This window comes from Chryseobacterium pennipullorum (assembly GCF_003384725.1).
GTDB lineage: Bacteria > Bacteroidota > Bacteroidia > Flavobacteriales > Weeksellaceae > Chryseobacterium > Chryseobacterium pennipullorum.
On the sequence record NZ_QNVV01000024.1, the window covers coordinates 13576 to 31361 of the forward strand.

Sequence of the window (17786 nt, forward strand, 5' to 3'; positions counted from 1 at the left end):
TGATCTTGAATCAGTTAAAAAATTTCCAGTGTCTGAGCATGGCCACCCAATTGAGTCGAAGAACCAATATAGAATCCATGCGAGTTTGGAAATTTTAGGAGGCAAGGTCAATTTTTAGCGGATGATTCCAGTCTTGAATTTTTGTATACTTTTGCTTCAAGGCAAAAGTATAAATAGAAAATACTCCTTTTCTCCCCACAACTTTTGTACTTGATCCAATAATTACTCTGAATATAAAAGATATAAAAGACTCATGAAGAAAAACAAACCGTAGTTTAAATTCATGAATCAGGTTTTAAAACGTGATAAAAACAATATATTAGATCTCAGTTTAACACTTCCTCTATGAAAAAAGCCTTTGAATTCCTTAAGCATCTTGAAAGAAATAACAACCGGGAATGGTTTGCACAGCACAAATCCGAATACGATGCGGTGGTAAAAGAAAACAAGATATTTTTTAATCATATCTATGCAGAACTTCAGGAACACGATAACCTGAAAGGGATTCATATTTTCAGAATTTACAGAGACGTTCGTTTTTCTAAAGATCAGACGCCATATAAAACCAATTTCGGGGCTGGATATTCCCGTTCAAAACCGATGTTAAGGGGTGGATATTATATTCAGCTGGAACCTGGCAACAGCTTTGTAGGCGGTGGATTTTGGGGTCCTGAAGCCAACGATTTGCTTAGAATCCGTAAAGAATTTGAAATCAGCACCAGAGAAATAGAGAAAATAACCTCAGATGAAACTTTTGTAAAATATTTTGGGGAACTCCAGGGTGATTCTGTAAAAACGGCTCCCCGGGGTTTTGATAAAAATCACCCGGCTATAGATTTAATCAGAAAAAAGCAATTCGTAGTCATGCGAAAATTTACTGATAAGGAAGTCTTATCAAACAGCTTTCAAAAGGAAGCCTTGCTCACTCTACTGGCTATGCGTCCTTTTTTTGATTATATGAGTGACGTGCTGACAACGGATCTTAATGGAGAACCCTTATTTTAGTTACGAACCAACAATGGTTAGAGCTGGAACTGCTACAGCACAACTTACCTATTACAACACAAAGTTAGAATACCAATAAATGGGACTTGACAGCGTAGAGCTTTTATTCGAAGTGGAAAGAACATTTCAGGTTCAGATCAGTGATCAGGAAGCAAGTACTATATCAACAATTGCTGATATTTCCTCCTGTATCGCGGGTATTAAAAATGTGCTCGATACAGAATCAGAGTCACTTCGTCTTATCGAGCAGAATATATTTTTTGCCATCCTTAAAGCGACGGGTAAGAATAGCATTGATCCTGACGATAAAATCTCAGCTCTACTTCATCCCGCAACAGAAGAATGGATACGGTTACAAGCAGATCTTCCCTATAAAATTCCTAAACCGGTACTTCATAGACTATTCTTCAGGAAACCCGGTTATGACTGGAACAGTATATCTGTGAAAAATTTCATCGGGGCGATCATCATTTTGAATGCTCCTGACATTGTTGACTTCGGGAATCCTCAATCCCCAATGGAAATTTATTATGGCGTAGCCGGTATTATTTCAGATCATATGGATATCGATGTATTTGAAATAAAACCTGAAAAGAAAATCAGCACAGATCTGGGAATATACTAATCACGGACACCGCAGAAAAACTTTGACTTGCATTGATAACAATGCGTACCTTAGAGCTTTAATTTTCATTATGAAATTCAGAATTTTAGTACTGTGTCTCCTGCTTTCCGCAAAATTTCTGGCTTGCAAATGCAATGGCGACCCAACCCTGAAATCTTCGTTTGAACGAGCAGACTTTGTTTTTATTGGTGAAATTGACCAGATCACGGAGATGCCTTCAGGATTCAAAACGGCTCAAAATATTCTGAGCCGGGTTAAAATAAATAAGATCTATAAGTCAGACTACGATGACGGGTTTTATCAGCAGGCAGCTACCCTATTCGGATCTCCACTCAATTCCTGCGATGTTCTCTTCAGTGAAAAAGGAAAATATCTGATCTTTGCTTACCATGATCAACGTACCGGATTCCTTTATTCCGATCATTGCCTGGTGCAGAAAAAAGAAGATCAGCTCTCCCCGGCAGAATTCAAAGAACTGGAATCCCTGAGCAATGCGCACAAGAAACAAACAGAAAATATGTCCACAGACAACGAAATAGTGACTGATCTGATCACTAATGATTCGGCTTCTGAAGGACAAATAAAGGATCTCCGGAAAGAAATATCCGGGCTCAGCATACAGAATAACAGATACAAAATAATGATCTACAGCTCTGTTTTTGTGATGGTAATGCTTTTAGCTGCTTTAATAGTTTTACAGAAAAAAAATAAGAAATGAAAAAAGTAATTCTGGACTTAGCTACAACGTTAGACGGATTTATTGAAGGTCCTCATGGCGAAATCGATTGGTGCATCATGGATGACGATATGGATTTTGATGGATTCCTTTTGGGTATTGACACCATTTTTTATGGCAGGGTAAGCTACGATGCATGGGAAAACTATCAGCCGGAAGAACACGCACATCCGGAAGAACAGGAATTCTGGAAAAAGATTCATTCAAAAAATAAATTGGTGTTTTCCAGTGAAAAAAGGGTGGATGAACGTGCCACTTTTATCCATTCAGACATCGCAGAGAAAGTTGCAGAAATAAAAAAACAGGGCGGAAAAGATATCTGGCTGTATGGTGGAGCAGGCCTTATCAGAACTTTTATTCAGCATAACCTTATTGATGTTTACAGAATTTCCGTCCACCCAATTGCTTTGGGCAGTGGTAAACCCCTGTTCGAGGATCTGAAGGAACGACTGAATTTAAAGCTAATCAAAACCAATGTCTTTAAGTCAGGGGTGGTGCAGCTGATCTATACTCCAGAATAAAAATAGACATAAATACAATATCAATGCTAATCAAGATGAATGCCCGGCTAGATACCGTAATCCTTTACGTACAGGATGTTCAGCTGCTTAAAAACTTTTATGTAGACCATTTTGATCTTAAAGTGATCGAGGAAGATTCGGTCTGGGTTCTGCTTGACGCAGGAGCGGCCTATATTGGGCTCCATCGTGCCGGAAATTATTTTATAACAAATATGGAGGACACTGAAATCTTTGGCAGCAATACCAAAATAGTCTTTGAAATTGATATGGATATTAACTCTGCAAGGAATGAATTTGTTTTAAAGAATATTCCGATGAGAGAAATTAAAACATTTGAAAATTATCCCTTCATGCTTTGTGACGGAACTGATCCGGAAGGTAATGTGTTTCAACTAAAAAGCAGAAAAACAAGATAAAGCTAAAGCTCGCCATACTAGAATATGGTATGAATACTAATCAGATCCTATGAAACATCTTTTTACTTCTTTGAACATAAGTCCTCAGAATGATTCAAAAATCTCTGAATAAAAAAGCACATCATTTTAAATTTTTGAGCAAAGCATGTAATACAAACTGACGTATTATTGTTTTATCTAAAAAACAAATGCGAACACTCTTAACCTGCGTTGTTGTGCTATTAACAGCAACCTCCCTTTACTCACAGAAAACCAAGCAATTGGAAAAATTACTAGCAGCCTATGGACAAAACGGTCAGTTCAGTGGCTCCGTTCTGGTTGCTGAAAAAGGAAAAATTATTTTCGAAAAAAGCTACGGCTACCGAAACGGCCCGAAAAAGGAAAAAAACACCAACAACAGCCTTTACCGGATTTTTTCCACTACAAAAATGTTTACGGCCACTGTCATTCTTAAGCTGGAGGAACAGGGAAAACTATCCTTACAAGATAAACTATCAAAATACTACCCGGACTTTCCAAAGGGAGACAGCATCACAGTCGCCCATCTGCTTTCCCATACTTCCGGTATTCCCAGTGAACAGAATACAGATCATACCGTTGATGAAAAAACATTCATACAGTATATTTCAGGAAAGCCCCTGGAATTTTCACCAGGCAGCCAATGGAATTATTCCAATTCCGGATATTATATACTGGGATATATCATCAAAAAAGTGACCGGATCAGACTATGATCAGGTGATAGAAAATTATATCCTGAAACCATTACAAATGAATCACACCGGATTTCATTTCAATATGGTAACTGATGAAAACAAAGCTTTTGGATATGAATTTTTATCTGATAATGCTTCCAGCGAAGCATTTCGTTTTAAGACAGATCATCCATTTGCTGCCGGTGCAATGTATTCTACCGTGGGCGATCTTTTTAAGTTCAACGAAGCCATAAAAAATCATCAACTCCTGAAGAAGGAGACTTTGGAAAAAGCTTTTACCCCGTACCTCAAGGAACATTATGGGTTGGGCATTGTGATTTCTTCAGTTTTGGGTAAAAAGGCAGTGGGTCATGATGGTGGCGGACCTGGCTACCGAAGCAGATATTACCGGGTTTTAGAAGATGACCTGTGTATAATCGTCATTACAAATTCAGAATTATCACGTATCAATCTTATCGTGAGCCAGATGGAAAACATTCTGTACAATAAGCCTTACAACATTCCGACAGCAGCAAAGATTCCTTTGCAGGATCTGAAAAAACTGGAAGGGGTCTATTCTACCGGCGATACAGAATTTTACATTACCGTTACAGACGGGCAGGTGGTTTTCAGAGAGAAAAACAATCCAAGGTGTTTATTGTATCCTATTTCCAGTACGTACTTCCAGTTGGATGAGACGTTCACGTTCACTTTCAAGCCCAATAAGGCCGGGGAAATTGATGCGCTTACCGTTAGATTTAGCGATGGTAAGATAAAAACCGGAAAAAGACAGGCTACAGGGGCCCGATGGGGAATCATTGGAGATGCGACTCCCTCAGGATGGGATGGTAAAGATATTCCTTTGCAAAGCGACCCGAAAAACCCTAAGATCTTCTTTCTCAAAAATTATCCGTTAAAGAAAGGTAAATTCAAATTCAGATTTGATAACGATTGGGGATATGTTTACGGGCTGAGTGATGATGGCAAAAGCATTGCCCTCGAAGCCTATGACTTGCACATCGTAGAAGACGGCAAATACGATATTGTTTTTGATACAACCCATTCTATTAAACCTCAATACAACATCAGAAAATCAGTTCAGTAAAAATTTAAAAATATTTCTTTTCACCGCTCTGTTTTTTCAGGGCGGTTTTTATTTTTATATCAGTTGATATTTTTGCTTATTTTTATTTGACCAAAAGTCAAACTCACAAAATAAAGTTTATGCCCCACTTTATCATAGATTGCTCGCAGGATATCCTTTTGCAGAGGGCACCAGACGAGATCATGGATGCCCTGTACGAAGCTGCCCGCTCTACGGGCTTGTTTGTAGAGAATGACATCAAAGTAAGGCTTCAGCCCTACTCTTATTTCCGGCTGGGAAACGGCAAGAAAAACTTTCTGCATGTTTTCGGATATATTATGGAAGGCCGCGATACCGAACAAAAGGCCCATCTCTCCAATCAGATTTGTACCTGCCTTACCGCACTGCTTCCTGATATTTCTTTCCTGTCTGTCAATATCGATGAATTTGCAGCAGCTACGTACAGCAACAAAGCATTGATTGATCCCCAAAATGAAAATAAGGACAGGCATTTCGGATTATAATCCCAGCCATTAAAAAAACATCTAAACCAACAAAATATCAATTACTATGAGCTTAAAAACATTAACCACTAAAAGTGTTCAGTACAATAATTGGGTCGTTAACAAATATATCGACTGGTTATCAACAAAATCTGATGAACAGCTTAATCAGGAAACCATCTCAAGCTTTCCGACGATCCTGAAAACCTTACACCACATCTGGCAGACGCAGGAATACTGGTGGAGCTTCATTGCAGAAAACAACGAATTCGATTTTGAAAAAACCTCAGCGGTAGCTACCAAAGAAGAGATTTTCAATGCGATAAAAGGTAATTCACAAAAACTGGTGGATTATGTTTCTGGATTGTCTGAAGAAGATCTCTCAAAAAACGTGAAGATAGAATCCCAATGGTTTCAGTGCGACTTTTCCAAATACGAATACATCCAGCATGCCATTCTCCACGGGACTTATCACAGAGGGCAGATCGTAACGATGGGACGCAATGTAGGAATAACAGATGCACCCATGACCGATTTTAATTTCTGGAATATTTATAAAGATCAGCAATAAACCCGACCATTTGTGGATAAGTCTGATGGATCATCCCAAGCTTTCACATATAACAGTAAGAAATATAACCTATTCCCAATGAAAAGAAGCACTCTGTTTTTATTACCTTTTATTTTTATATTATTCTCAACGCAACCATTGATTGCTCAAAACATTGATTATAAAAAGCTAGAGCAAATTCCCGACAGTGTAAAAATTGGAAATATTGTAATCCTTAACTTATTCAAACATCAGCTTCTTGCTCATAAAAACAATAAATATGACTCTGTAAGGATCATTAATAATGTTTATCTACCTCACAAAAAACTTTGGGACAGCTGTTATGGGGTGATCTTCGGTGAAGAAAATGGCCATCTTTTCAATAATCCAAAAGGAATGATTTCCTGGAATAAAACATTGTACAGAGACAATAAAAAACAGTTTGAAGAAAAGACCAATATCCTTTTAGGGATCAATGTTGAAAAAACATTAAAAAAAACCCTTACAAAATTCAGAACTTTGGTTCCTTTTCAGCCCAAAGCTAAAATAAGCCTGCTTTTTACTCCCTTGACAGGAATTGCTTTTGGCGGCTGTAATGATGAGCAATTTGCATTAGAACTCAACAATAAAAGTCTAGATATTCTCTATGCATTTGAAAAAGGTTTTCCCCACGAACTTAACCATCTCGTATATGAACATTTCAGAAAAGCCAATCCGGATGGAGAATCTGCTCTAAGCCAAACTATCGACGAAGGGTTTGCATGTTATTTTACCTATGTATTTTTCGACAGGAAAATACAAAAATACGAAGCTGTAGAAAATATGACTCAGGAAAATTGGAACTGGTACGTCACACATGAAAAAGAAATCTTCACAAAGCTAAAACCTTATTTCACTGATACATCAGGCAATAATCCTCTATTAAGAAATGATAAGCTAAAAACATTTCCGGAAGCGCCAAAATCTATAAATTACTGGCTTGGTTTCAGAATCATTGAAAAGTATGTGGAAAAACATGGCTCAGATTCATGGAAAGATGTTTATAACATGACTCCAAAAGACCTGCTGGAAAAAAGTGGCTATGAAAAATATATCGAAAACTTATAGTTATCCACAATACAATCATTACAATAGAAAACTCAACTCCAACAATTGATTATAACGAGTTGATTTTATGAATATTTAAATTCAAAATAGATGTCTATCCACCTGTACTAAAATATGTGGATAACTTTTTCATGGTTCCATACTCTCTTGTGGATAAACTATGGATAAGTTTTTCGATTATTTTAAAACGTTCACGTAATCAAATAATATTCAAATCATTAAAATAGACCCTGCTTTTTGTGGAATTACAGAAGAAATAAAAATAGGTGGATAAGTTTTGTGGATAACTTATCCATACTTTTTAGGATGAATTTTTATTTATTCATACCTACAATTCCCATATGATTACTGCGATTTTGTAAATTTGGTTTATCATACACCAATACTCAAAATTTTAAATGGAAAAATACACAGCATCATCAGACGGTCAGAAGATTCATTACAAAGAATCAGGCAACGGAAGTACCACGATACTATTTGTTCATGGATGGCTAGGAAATACAGAATGGTGGGCAGCCCAACAGGAAAATTTCAAAAATAAATTTCATGTTATTCAGATCGATCTTGCCGGACACGGAAAATCAGATGCATCCAGACAGGACTGGACCAGCGCTGGATATGCTGACGATATTAAAGCTGTAGCTGATGCAGCCGGTTCTCAGGAAATTATTCTTGTGGGGCATTCTATGTCCGGAGCTTATGTACTTGAAGCCTCATTGAAAATCCCGCAGGTAAAAGGTTTAATTCTTATTGATACATTGAAAAATTTAGATGAAACTTTCACGGAAGAACAGACTGAAGAAGTTTTATCATTGTATAAATCTGATTTTAAGCACACTGTGGAACATCTTCTGCCGCAATATCTGTTTGTTGAACAAACCCCTCCCGAGGTAAAAGAAAGGCTACAATACGAATTTCTTCAGAGCGAGCCTGAACTGGCGATCAACGTCCTCAGACCATTGTATAAAACGGATTTCAGAACCATTGCAAAGCTGGTTCAGGTACCCGTAATAGCCATCAATTCTGATGCTTCTCCTACTGATTTGGAAAACAACCGGAAATATTTGAAAAACTATCATTATGTTACCATTGAAGGAGTCGGGCATTATCCTATGTTGGAAAAACCGGATGAGTTCAATACGATCATTGATGGAGTGATCAAAAAATTAATCTAATACTCAAGTTATGCAAAATACCAGAATTTTCACGACTGCATTTGCCAGTGTTTATCCCCATTACATTCAAAAGGCAGAAAAAAAGGGGCGCACTAAAGAGGAAGTGCATGAGATTATATTCTGGCTGACAGGATATGATGAAAAAAGTCTTCAGAAGATACTCATGGACCGCACGGATTTTAAAACATTTTTTGACCAGGCTCCCCAAATGAATCCTAATACAACCCTGATAACAGGAGTTATCTGTGGATATCGCGTAGAAGAAATTGAAGATGAGCTGATGAGAAACATCCGGTATCTGGATAAGCTGATTGATGAACTGGCTAAGGGAAAGAAGATGGAAAAAATATTAAGAACGGTTTAAATTTTTTTTTGGATCTTAAAATCTGACAAATCTCTTTTCCATTTCAAAAAACTTCCCGAAATTAGCGGTCTGTGCTTTAAATACTATTCAATGAAATAAAAATTTAAATTAAAACATACAGTAAAACTTAGGATAAGTTTTCTTCGGGGCAGGGTGAAATTCCCTACCGGCGGTTACAGTCCGCGACTCCTTTCTCCGGAAAGGACTGATCTGGTGAAATTCCGGAACCGACAGTTAAAGTCTGGATGGGAGAAGAAAATGAGACGATCAATAGGATTCCCTTGGGACTCTTATTGTGTCGTATTTCATTTCCATGTACCGAAGAATATTTTAACTTTTAAAAAGTAAAATAACATGGAAAAATTATTAGAACAATTCGGAGCTACCTCCAAAGAACGTGTAGAAAAAGCACTTCAAACATTACAAAAGGGAAAAGGTATTCTATTGGTAGATGATGAAAACCGCGAAAACGAAGGTGACATCATCTTTCCCGCTTCCACCATTACAGAACAGGACATGGCACTTCTGATCCGCGAATGCAGCGGCATTGTCTGCTTATGCATTTCTGAGGAAAAAAGCCGCCACCTCAATCTGCGTCCGATGGTGGAAACCAACAACTCCAAAAACCAAACCGCATTCACCATTTCTATTGAAGCCAAAGAAGGCGTAGAATCGGGAGTATCTGCGAAAGACCGCGTAACAACGATAAGAACCGCCGTAGCGGAAAATGCCCAGGCAGAACATATTGCAAGCCCGGGACACGTTTTTCCTTTGATCGCCAGAAAAGAAGGCGTTTTTGAAAGAAGGGGCCATACGGAAGGAAGTGTAGATCTTGTCAAAATGGCCAACCTCGGTGATGATGCCGTACTTTGTGAACTCACCAATGAAGACGGATCTATGGCAAGACTGCCTGAAATAGTAGATTTTGCGATCAGAAAAGAAATGAGCGTCGTGACCATTGAAGACATCTACGCGTACCGTAAAATGATCATCAGCAATTAAACGTACAACGATTTAGCGCACAGAATAAACCACCGGATCCTTATCTGGTGGTTTTTTTATGACAATACTGATAAAGAGATTTGATGATTATGATCTTTCCAATCTCTAAAATGTGGCAGCAGGTGCAGTTTCATTATTCAGCTTTCGCTGGATCTCTGTTTTTTTACCTGTAGAGAAATCATAACTCAGCCCCAACACAAACATAGATTTGTTGTTCATAATCTGGGTGTGAACCCCGTAATCCACGAGGCTTTCCGGAAGACTTTTCGTTTTGTATTCCGAAGGCATTCCCATCCAGTACATTCCGGTAGAAAACGTCCAGTTCTTGTGCTTGTAGCTTACAAAAATATGATTCTGATTTTCATTGGTATTCAGGAATGCCCCATTGAGGCTGTACACCGGCATATTGAACTGATACTGCAGTGAAAAAGATTGATATTCTGACGACAGCACGAAATAATTACCCAAAAAATTATTCCTGATCAACGCTCCTGTACTTGTCCGGACGGTTTCAGAGGTAGGTGTAAGAACAGCTTTTACCACCAGAAGATTACTGCCAAAAGGTTTATAAGATCCTGTCAGCTGTGCTCCGTAGCGCTGGCCGTTTTTTCCATTTTCATAGGTCAGTGCATAACCGCCCAATTCACCGTCCTGCACGTAATACTGATTGATCACCCTATCTGTATACCGGTAAAACAGCGCTGCATTAAAGTCAAAGTATTTGTTGTTAAAAGAATAGGTAAGGGTATTTGCAAAAACCTGCTGCGACTTTAAAAAAGGATTTCCCCGCTGCACGATATTAGGAGCCAGCTGCACCACATTACTGCTCAATGCATTACTCAAAGGACTTACCGGATTGTAACTCCCGGTAAAGCGTAGACTCTGGTTCGCCTTCATCTGATACCCTAAAATAACTTTGGGTGTAAAGGTCCATTCATCAAAAATAGTTTCAGCACTCTTATTATGAATATGGGTAAGTCCTGCTCCGATACGATAGCTGAATTTATCCACTTTGCCTGAAAATTCAGAATAAAAATACTGTTCAAGATAATTAACACTATACTGAGAATATCCTGTAAGATTATTTAGGTCATTTGAAATGGAAGTCCTTGAGATTCTATAGCCTGATGAAAGCTTTCCTGCTGTAAAATCATGCGTATGGGCAAGTTCTCCCACAAGACTTGTCTGCTTTGCTTTCAAAAGCATATCGTTATCATATACGGGAAGTCCGGTATCAGTAATCCATTCCTTAGCCGTTTCCGTGGTCCGTGTTGTATAATGGGAGCCCACAATATTAATGCTCAGTTCATCCTTTTCCCCTATTTTTTTAGAATAATAAAGATCCAGTTTAGGAATTACATACCTGGACCCGTTATTTTTAAACATGGCATGAGCTTCACTCAACTCGTCCTGTGTAAAAACACTCTTCCCCACCCCTTTTGAGAACCGGCTGAAAATATCCGTATTCAGCTTAACCTGAAAAGCATAATCATCAGGAATAAGCCTGGTAAAACGAAGCGCCAGATTCTGAAAAGTATACCCGAAATGATCGGTCCTGTTTTCGTCTGAACGGCTATCCTTTCCGTTCAGCCTGTAATCGTAGATACTGTTCACCCGTCTGTCATTATAATCCCGCAGGTTCAGCGAATATTCCAGGCCAAAGTTATTTTTCCCTTTTGTATAATTGGCATAAGCAGAACCATTGACAAATCCAGTATTCAGAGCAGTAGAGACATCTGCTCCGAAAACATAACCTGTTTCGGAAGATCTGGTAAGAATATTGACCACCGTGTCAGCCCTTGTGGCCCATCTTGCCGGCGGAATATCATAATACTCTACTTTGATCACTTCAGAAGGCGGCACACTGCGGATCTGAAGATCAGTCGCTTCAACGCCATTGATCAGAAAAAGGGTTGTCCCTCCCTTTGTGCTTGTAATGGTATTCGCTACCGGATCTAGCTGTAATTCGGGAAGAGTACTGAGCAAATCCTTTGCATACCGGGCTCTGTCCAGTGCCGTTTTATCAAAAGTGTAAACGGCTTTGTCGGCAAACTGCTTTTTGCGCTGTGACTTCAGAACGACTTCCTGAATTTCTCTTGTTTCTCCCACATCAGCAGTATCAGTTTTAAGCTCTTGTGCTGCTACCAACACTCCAACAAGAAAGAAAAGGCTGCCTATTGTTTTTTTCATATCAAAAAGGAATTATACCCTTAAGACAATTGGTAACCGGCAGATATTACACCATACACATACTTGAAATTAAACGCAGCACAATCACTCATGCTAGTATTTTTTACGTTAATTCTTATTATTATGTTAAATTCTGCCTGATTTTTGATGATACACCTCTACACCACAAAATATAAAGTCATGAAAAAAGCAGTCCTACTCATCCTTGGCTTTCTGCTGTCCTTCGCCGATGCCCAGGAAATCCAAAACAGTGCGCCCGAAAAGATGAACATCATCAAGACCAATGTCACAGCTTATGCATTCAGGAATATCAATCTATCTTATGAAAGAGCCATCAATCAGTGGTTTTCTGTGAATATTGGATTTGGTACCATGCCTGAAGGCAAGGTACCCTTCATCAATGCTTTTCTGAAGGATGAAGATGAAAAAAGATTTCAGAATCTTCGTGTCAGAGCTACCAATTTTACCATTGAACCCAGGTTTTATATTGGCTATGGCTATGGAAAAGGATTTTATTTTGCTCCTTATTACCGTTTTTCTGATGTCTCTTCCAATACTTTTGATTTCTACTATGACTACAGGGGCCCCAACAACCTCTCTTTACGAATCCCGCTTAAAGGCCAGGGAAGCACCAATGGAAACAGTGGTGGACTGATGGTAGGTGTTCAGTTTTTCCTGACCCGGAGCCAGAATTTAGTCCTTGACTTCTGGATTGCTGGGGCTCACTATGGCAACGGAAAAGGAGACTTCAGCATGACCAGCGATTTTGTTCTGACACCGGATATGCAGGCACAGCTAAAACATGAAATAGAAAACCTGGATATTCCTTTTGTAAAATATTCCGTAGAAACCAATGCTCAAGGTGCCAGAATAAAAGTAGACGGACCATGGGCAGGCTTCAGAAGCGGACTATCCATTGGATACCGGTTTTAAAATACCCGCAAAAAAAACCGTTCTTAATTTTCTGAGCGGTTTTTTTATATCTTTAAAGCCGCTAACAGTTTCCGGATTAATCACTTTGTATGAAAATTCTCATCATAGAAGATCATAAAGATCTTGCAGCCAACATTACAGATTATCTTAAAAAAGAAGATTACGTCTGTGAAGTAGCTGTTGATGCGAAAGAAGCTTTAGAAAAAATAGAGTTCTTTGAGTATGACTGCATTCTCCTCGATCTTATGCTTCCTGACGGAAACGGTCTGGAAATCCTGAAGCATATTAAAAATGATGCTCTGGGAGCCAGTGTCATTATTGTTTCGGCGAAAAATTCTTTAGATACCAAACTGACCGGGCTGGATGACGGTGCCGATGACTATATTACCAAACCGTTTTCCCTTCCTGAGCTGCACTCCAGAATAAAAGCTGTGTTGAGAAGAAAGACCCCGGAAAGCAACCGTATCCTGAGTTTTAATGAAATAACGATTGATCTCGAATCCAAGGAATGCCGCATCAATGATCTCCCGCTCAATCTTACGAAAAAAGAACTGAACCTGCTGATCTACTTTATCAACAATCAGAACAGGATGCTTTCCAAACAGGCCATTGCCAGTCACCTTTGGGGAGATTACACGTACAGCATCGACAATATAGACTTTGTATATCAGCACCTGAAAAATCTGCGGAAGAAAGTGATTGATGCAGGTGGAAAAGATTATCTGCAGACAGTCTACGGACTGGGCTATAAATGGATTGACAAATGAATCTGAGTTTCCGTTTTGCCAGGGCATTTACCATATTGGTATTTTTTGTTCTTATTTCAGGCTTTACGATTCTGTATATTGCTTTTGAAAGAGCAACGATGCGTTCCGCTATTCTTAAACTGGAAGACCTGAATGCCTATGTGACCCATAAGTTGGAAAAAGATCCCGGTTATGACTACCTGAAATTTCATCACCGGCAGACCCAGGTAAAAATTCTTCCCCCGGATTCTAAGGATATTAAAGAAAAAATTATTGAGGAAAAATACATCTGGAACAAAAGCATTCAATCCTATATCAATAAGATAACGGTAACCACCTACCCTGTCATTCATCAGAAAAAATACGCGGTTACAAGTGTAAGATACATCACCATCATCGAAAACGATTTTCTGATGAGCATTATTATGGTGATCGCATGGATCATGGTCTTTCTGATCATTCTCACTATTATTGTGAGTATCCTGGTTTCCAAAAAGATCCTTGAACCTTTTTATCAGGCTATGGATGAGATAAAAAAATTCAGGCTGAGAGACAACCACTCTTTGGATCTCATGGAAACAGAAACAGAAGAACTTCAGTCTCTCAACAAATTTCTGTTAAAAATGACTGAAAGCTCCAAAAAGGATTATCACCTGCTGGAAGAACTTTCTGAGAACACTTCCCACGAATTACAGACCCCGCTGGCCTCCATCAAAGGAAAAATAGAACTGCTGATGGACAGTGAGCTTTCTGAACAGCAACTCACCACGCTCTCTTTAATGAATGATGAGCTGGACAGGCTTTCTTCTATTAACCAATCCCTGATTCTTCTCGCAAAACTGGAGCATTTTGAAAAAAACGATTCACATCTTATAAACTTTTCAGCACTTCTTCAGGAACGGCTTTATTATTTTGAAGATATTTTTGAAATACAGAACCTTACTGTTATCACCGATATCCAGGATGATGTGCATCTCCATTTTGATAAAAATCTCGCAACGATTGTTCTCAACAACCTCATCAATAATTCCAAAAGACACAATATCGAAAACGGAAGCATATCTGTGGTCCTTACAGAACAGTATTTTGAGATTTCAAATTCAGGAAACCCACCCTCCATTCCTACCGAAGATGTATTCAAAAGATTTAAACGCGGAAATCCCAATCAAAATTCTATCGGAATTGGTTTGGCCCTCGTGAAGAAAATTTTGGAGATTTATGATATCGAAGTAGCCTATGAATTTGCCAACAATTTGCACAAAGTGAAAATCAATTTCACAAAATAATACCCTGAAATTCAAAAACATATTACAGAAATAGTCAATTCTATGTAAACTTCAAAATTTCTTCAGAATTTATGTATTGTTTAGGTGCAAATAAAAGCGCCAATGAAAAAGCTACTTATTATTTTCAGTTTACTTGTTTTGCAATCTGTAAACGGTCAGGATACCGTCAGTCTTAAAAAACATGCTGAAGTCGCTTCAACCGAAAAAAATCCGCTGGATATCGGAGAACTTAAAATAAATCTGAATTCCAGGGGAGACCAGTGGCTGAAATTCAGCATCTCCAGTCAGATATGGCTGAGGAGTATTGAGAACAATCCGGGCACAGCAGTAAACGGAGTCCCACAGGATCAGACGTATGATGCGGGAATCAGGAGAATGAGACTCATTGTTCAGAGCCAGGTTACTCCGTTTTATTCGGTCTTTTTACAGATGGGAATCAATAATCAGAGTTTTATTTCAGGAGGGGGTACAGGAACAGGAAACAATGGAGCCGGAAAAAAGTCTCCTTTCTTTTTTCACGACGCCTATAATGAATTCGCTGTTATCCCAAGAAATAATTTCCAAACCGGAAAACCGAACAGATACAATCTTTATCTGGGAGCCGGACTGCATTCATGGAACGGTGTTAGCAGATTGACCAACGCAAGTACCACCAAAATGCTTGCCGGTGACCTTCCTGTTTTTAATTTTCCAACGATTGAAATCGCCGACCAGTTTGCCAGGCAATTGGGAATTTTTGTACATGGGGAGCTAGACAGGATCAATTATCGTTTCAGCGTCAACAAGCCCTTTGCAACAAGTTTAAAACCTACAGTCGGCGGTCCGGCTGTGGACAACAACCAAAGCGGAAAATTATCCTATGCCGGATATGCATTCTATCAGTTCTTCAACAAAGAGGTGACTGCAACATCTTTCCTTCCCGGCAATAATCTCGCCCGGAAAAAAGTCCTGAATCTGGGAGCCGGCTTTTACACCAATAAGGACGCCTCCCAATCCCAGCCTTCAGAAAACCGGTTTGAATCTCACGATGTAAGTATTTTGGGAGCGGATGTCTATACAGAACTTCCTTTGGGTGCTCAGAACAAAGAAATGGGGCTCACCTTGTATTCAGTCTTTTACAATTACAACTACGGACCCAATTATCTGCGGATTAGCGGTCTGCTGAATCCGGGAACTGTGGATCCGCTATTCAGCGGGCAAAAAGCTCTGGAGGGAGTGGGAAACAACAGAGTTTTGATGGGAACTGGAAATATATGGTTCTCTCAGGTAGGATTTGTTCTGCCGAAATTCAGCCATGTGCTGAAGGTTCAGCCTTTTTTCAACTATGCACTGAAAGACATGAAAGCGCTCCGCCAAAACGGAAACTATTATGATATTGGCGCCAATTTTTATCTCTATGGCCAGAATGCGAGAATTGTAGCCCAATACAGCAGCAGACCATTATACAATACCGCATCCGGAAAAGTTTTTGACAGAAAAGGTGAGTTTTTACTGTCTTTTCAAATTGTACTTTAAAAAATTTAATATCTTAACTATATGAATACTACTCAAATTACAACCGCCCAAAGGATCAAAGCGATCGTAGGCGGTTCTGTAGGAAACCTGGTTGAATGGTACGACTGGTATGCCTATGCTGCCTTCGCCATTTATTTCTCCAATTCCTTTTTCCCTGATTCTGACCTGAACGCTCAGCTGATGAATACTGCAGGGATATTTGCTGTCGGGTTCCTGATGCGGCCTATCGGAGGCTGGATATTTGGAAGCATTGCCGATAAGATCGGAAGAAAAAAAGCGATGACACTGTCTGTACTGCTGATGTCTTTCGGATCTCTGCTGATCGCCCTTACTCCCACCTATAAAACTATTGGTATCCTTGCACCGGCGCTATTGCTGATTGCGAGATTACTACAGGGGCTGAGTGTAGGCGGTGAGTACGGAGTTTCTGCAACTTATCTCAGTGAAATGGCTTCTGAAGACAAAAGAGGTTTCTATTCCAGCTTTCAGTATGTGACATTAATCGGCGGCCAGCTGATCGCATTGGGAATTCAGCTTATTCTACAGAAACTGCTGCTTACAGAAGCTCAGCTCGAGGATTGGGGCTGGAGAATTCCTTTTGTCATCGGAGCAATGCTCTCTATTATAGCTTTGTACTTAAGGGCCAACCTTCATGAAACCGAAGCCTTTGAAAACAAGAAGGATCTCAGTGAGAAGAAGAAAGGAACGATTAAAGAACTTCTGAAGCATCCCACTGCTTTACTTACGGTTGTAGGTCTGACCTTAGGAGGTACGCTGGCATTTTATACCTATACGACCTATATGCAGAAATTTTTAGTGAATACCGTTCATCTTACTAAGGAGCAATCGACGCTGATATCTTTTGTTTCCCTATTTATATTTGCTTGCCTGCAGCCTGTTTTCGGAGCATTGTCTGACAAGGTTGGAAGAAGGCCATTGCTTTTGGGTTTTGGTATCATGGGAACCTTATTTACAGTTCCGCTGCTTACAGCTTTAAGTACTACCACTTCAATGTGGACCGCGTTTTTCCTGATTATGGCTGCTCTTATTATTGTCAGTGGATATACCTCCATCAATGCAGTTGTAAAAGCAGAACTTTTCCCTTCTGAGATCAGGGCGCTGGGAGTAGGTCTTCCATATGCGCTTACCGTAGCTATTTTCGGAGGGACAGCAGAGTATATTGCTCTTTGGTTCAAGCAGGAGGGCACAGAAAGTTATTTTTACTGGTACATCACGGGGTGTATACTTTTTTCACTTCTTGTCTATGCCAGGATGAAGGATACAAAGGAAACCTCAACACTGGACAAAGATTAACAGCATAAAAAGACCGGCGC

18 protein-coding genes and 1 riboswitch are annotated in these 17786 nt (G+C 39.4%); of the genes, 17 read left to right on the forward strand and 1 reads right to left on the reverse strand.

Translation table 11 applies throughout. From position 1 onward, the window contains the following. The first annotated feature begins 345 nt into the window (after positions 1–345). The 12 genes from DRF67_RS19385 to ribB all read left to right on the forward strand — a co-directional run bounded on the left by DRF67_RS19385 (position 346) and on the right by ribB (position 9782). Positions 346–1005, forward strand: coding sequence for a DUF2461 domain-containing protein (locus DRF67_RS19385; RefSeq protein WP_115929954.1), 660 nt, complete (start codon positions 346–348; stop codon positions 1003–1005). A gap of 79 nt (positions 1006–1084) precedes the next feature. Beyond that, positions 1085–1630, forward strand: a complete 546-nt coding sequence (locus DRF67_RS19390; protein WP_115929955.1) for an acyl carrier protein — start codon at positions 1085–1087, stop codon at positions 1628–1630. Positions 1631–1700: 70 nt separating this feature from the next. Next, positions 1701–2348 carry a hypothetical protein gene (locus tag DRF67_RS19395; RefSeq protein ID WP_115929956.1) on the forward strand — a complete coding sequence of 216 codons (648 nt, stop codon included), beginning with the start codon at positions 1701–1703 and terminating at the stop codon, positions 2346–2348. After that, the gene (locus tag DRF67_RS19400) at positions 2345–2887 is read left to right on the forward strand and encodes a dihydrofolate reductase family protein (RefSeq protein ID WP_115929957.1); all 543 of its coding nucleotides are present in this window, start codon (positions 2345–2347) and stop codon (positions 2885–2887) included. The genes DRF67_RS19395 and DRF67_RS19400 overlap by 4 nt, the downstream gene beginning before the upstream one ends. Before the next feature lie 23 nt (positions 2888–2910). Further along, the gene (locus DRF67_RS19405; RefSeq protein WP_115929958.1) at positions 2911–3303 is read left to right on the forward strand and encodes a VOC family protein; all 393 of its coding nucleotides are present in this window, start codon (positions 2911–2913) and stop codon (positions 3301–3303) included. A gap of 188 nt (positions 3304–3491) precedes the next feature. Continuing rightward, complete coding sequence (locus DRF67_RS19410; protein ID WP_115929959.1) at positions 3492–5102, forward strand: serine hydrolase; 1611 nt, start codon at positions 3492–3494, stop codon at positions 5100–5102. Positions 5103–5221: 119 nt separating this feature from the next. Beyond that, the gene (locus DRF67_RS19415; protein ID WP_115929960.1) at positions 5222–5605 is read left to right on the forward strand and encodes a 5-carboxymethyl-2-hydroxymuconate Delta-isomerase; all 384 of its coding nucleotides are present in this window, start codon (positions 5222–5224) and stop codon (positions 5603–5605) included. A gap of 46 nt (positions 5606–5651) precedes the next feature. Beyond that, positions 5652–6155: a DinB family protein gene (locus tag DRF67_RS19420; RefSeq protein WP_115929961.1), complete on the forward strand. Its 504-nt coding sequence runs from the start codon at positions 5652–5654 to the stop codon at positions 6153–6155. A gap of 78 nt (positions 6156–6233) precedes the next feature. After that, on the forward strand, positions 6234–7241 hold the full coding sequence (locus DRF67_RS19425; protein ID WP_115929962.1) for a gliding motility protein GldB-related protein: 1008 nt from the start codon (positions 6234–6236) through the stop codon (positions 7239–7241). A gap of 398 nt (positions 7242–7639) precedes the next feature. Further along, a complete protein-coding gene (locus DRF67_RS19430) occupies positions 7640–8416 on the forward strand; it encodes an alpha/beta fold hydrolase (RefSeq protein WP_115929963.1) in 777 nt (258 codons plus the stop codon). Positions 8417–8426: 10 nt separating this feature from the next. Next, entirely contained in the window at positions 8427–8780 is a 354-nt protein-coding gene (locus DRF67_RS19435) for a DUF2200 domain-containing protein (protein WP_115929964.1), read from the forward strand. A 135-nt stretch (positions 8781–8915) separates the two neighbouring features. Continuing rightward, a riboswitch (FMN riboswitch) is annotated at positions 8916–9041 on the forward strand. A 93-nt stretch (positions 9042–9134) separates the two neighbouring features. Continuing rightward, positions 9135–9782, forward strand: a complete 648-nt coding sequence (gene ribB, locus DRF67_RS19440) for a 3,4-dihydroxy-2-butanone-4-phosphate synthase (RefSeq protein ID WP_115929965.1) — start codon at positions 9135–9137, stop codon at positions 9780–9782. A 105-nt stretch (positions 9783–9887) separates the two neighbouring features. Here ribB and DRF67_RS19445 read toward each other — a convergent pair whose 3' ends face one another. Continuing rightward, positions 9888–11972 carry a TonB-dependent receptor domain-containing protein gene (locus DRF67_RS19445; RefSeq protein WP_115929966.1) on the reverse strand — a complete coding sequence of 695 codons (2085 nt, stop codon included), beginning with the start codon at positions 11970–11972 and terminating at the stop codon, positions 9888–9890. Between the two features lie 180 nt (positions 11973–12152). On the opposite strand from DRF67_RS19445, the gene DRF67_RS19450 reads away from it, so the two are divergent. From DRF67_RS19450 to DRF67_RS19470, 5 genes are all read left to right on the forward strand, one after another. Then, complete coding sequence (locus DRF67_RS19450) at positions 12153–12905, forward strand: DUF3575 domain-containing protein (RefSeq protein ID WP_115929967.1); 753 nt, start codon at positions 12153–12155, stop codon at positions 12903–12905. 89 nt (positions 12906–12994) lie between these two features. Then, positions 12995–13672, forward strand: coding sequence for a response regulator transcription factor (locus tag DRF67_RS19455; protein ID WP_115929968.1), 678 nt, complete (start codon positions 12995–12997; stop codon positions 13670–13672). Continuing rightward, positions 13669–14937 carry a sensor histidine kinase gene (locus DRF67_RS19460; protein WP_115929969.1) on the forward strand — a complete coding sequence of 423 codons (1269 nt, stop codon included), beginning with the start codon at positions 13669–13671 and terminating at the stop codon, positions 14935–14937. Before DRF67_RS19455 ends, DRF67_RS19460 begins: the two co-directional genes overlap by 4 nt. Positions 14938–15039: 102 nt before the next feature. Continuing rightward, positions 15040–16452, forward strand: a complete 1413-nt coding sequence (locus DRF67_RS19465) for a porin (protein WP_115929970.1) — start codon at positions 15040–15042, stop codon at positions 16450–16452. Positions 16453–16473: 21 nt separating this feature from the next. Then, the gene (locus DRF67_RS19470) at positions 16474–17766 is read left to right on the forward strand and encodes an MFS transporter (RefSeq protein WP_115929971.1); all 1293 of its coding nucleotides are present in this window, start codon (positions 16474–16476) and stop codon (positions 17764–17766) included. Positions 17767–17786: the final 20 nt, after the last annotated feature.

What these genes read in the sequence shown, in the direction of transcription:
- DRF67_RS19385 (WP_115929954.1), top strand. Translation starts at nt 346, where the DNA reads ATGAAAAAAGCCTTTGAATTCCTTAAGCATCTTGAAAGAAATAACAAC.
- DRF67_RS19395 (WP_115929956.1), top strand. Translation starts at nt 1,701, where the DNA reads ATGAAATTCAGAATTTTAGTACTGTGTCTCCTGCTTTCCGCAAAATTT.
- ribB (WP_115929965.1), top strand. Translation starts at nt 9,135, where the DNA reads ATGGAAAAATTATTAGAACAATTCGGAGCTACCTCCAAAGAACGTGTA.
- DRF67_RS19435 (WP_115929964.1), top strand. Translation starts at nt 8,427, where the DNA reads ATGCAAAATACCAGAATTTTCACGACTGCATTTGCCAGTGTTTATCCC.
- DRF67_RS19450 (WP_115929967.1), top strand. Translation starts at nt 12,153, where the DNA reads ATGAAAAAAGCAGTCCTACTCATCCTTGGCTTTCTGCTGTCCTTCGCC.
- DRF67_RS19465 (WP_115929970.1), top strand. Translation starts at nt 15,040, where the DNA reads ATGAAAAAGCTACTTATTATTTTCAGTTTACTTGTTTTGCAATCTGTA.
- DRF67_RS19405 (WP_115929958.1), top strand. Translation starts at nt 2,911, where the DNA reads ATGCTAATCAAGATGAATGCCCGGCTAGATACCGTAATCCTTTACGTA.
- DRF67_RS19455 (WP_115929968.1), top strand. Translation starts at nt 12,995, where the DNA reads ATGAAAATTCTCATCATAGAAGATCATAAAGATCTTGCAGCCAACATT.
- DRF67_RS19390 (WP_115929955.1), top strand. Translation starts at nt 1,085, where the DNA reads ATGGGACTTGACAGCGTAGAGCTTTTATTCGAAGTGGAAAGAACATTT.
- DRF67_RS19420 (WP_115929961.1), top strand. Translation starts at nt 5,652, where the DNA reads ATGAGCTTAAAAACATTAACCACTAAAAGTGTTCAGTACAATAATTGG.
- DRF67_RS19460 (WP_115929969.1), top strand. Translation starts at nt 13,669, where the DNA reads ATGAATCTGAGTTTCCGTTTTGCCAGGGCATTTACCATATTGGTATTT.
- DRF67_RS19425 (WP_115929962.1), top strand. Translation starts at nt 6,234, where the DNA reads ATGAAAAGAAGCACTCTGTTTTTATTACCTTTTATTTTTATATTATTC.
- DRF67_RS19400 (WP_115929957.1), top strand. Translation starts at nt 2,345, where the DNA reads ATGAAAAAAGTAATTCTGGACTTAGCTACAACGTTAGACGGATTTATT.
- DRF67_RS19415 (WP_115929960.1), top strand. Translation starts at nt 5,222, where the DNA reads ATGCCCCACTTTATCATAGATTGCTCGCAGGATATCCTTTTGCAGAGG.
- DRF67_RS19470 (WP_115929971.1), top strand. Translation starts at nt 16,474, where the DNA reads ATGAATACTACTCAAATTACAACCGCCCAAAGGATCAAAGCGATCGTA.
- DRF67_RS19445 (WP_115929966.1), bottom strand. Translation starts at nt 11,972, where the DNA reads ATGAAAAAAACAATAGGCAGCCTTTTCTTTCTTGTTGGAGTGTTGGTA.
- DRF67_RS19430 (WP_115929963.1), top strand. Translation starts at nt 7,640, where the DNA reads ATGGAAAAATACACAGCATCATCAGACGGTCAGAAGATTCATTACAAA.
- DRF67_RS19410 (WP_115929959.1), top strand. Translation starts at nt 3,492, where the DNA reads ATGCGAACACTCTTAACCTGCGTTGTTGTGCTATTAACAGCAACCTCC.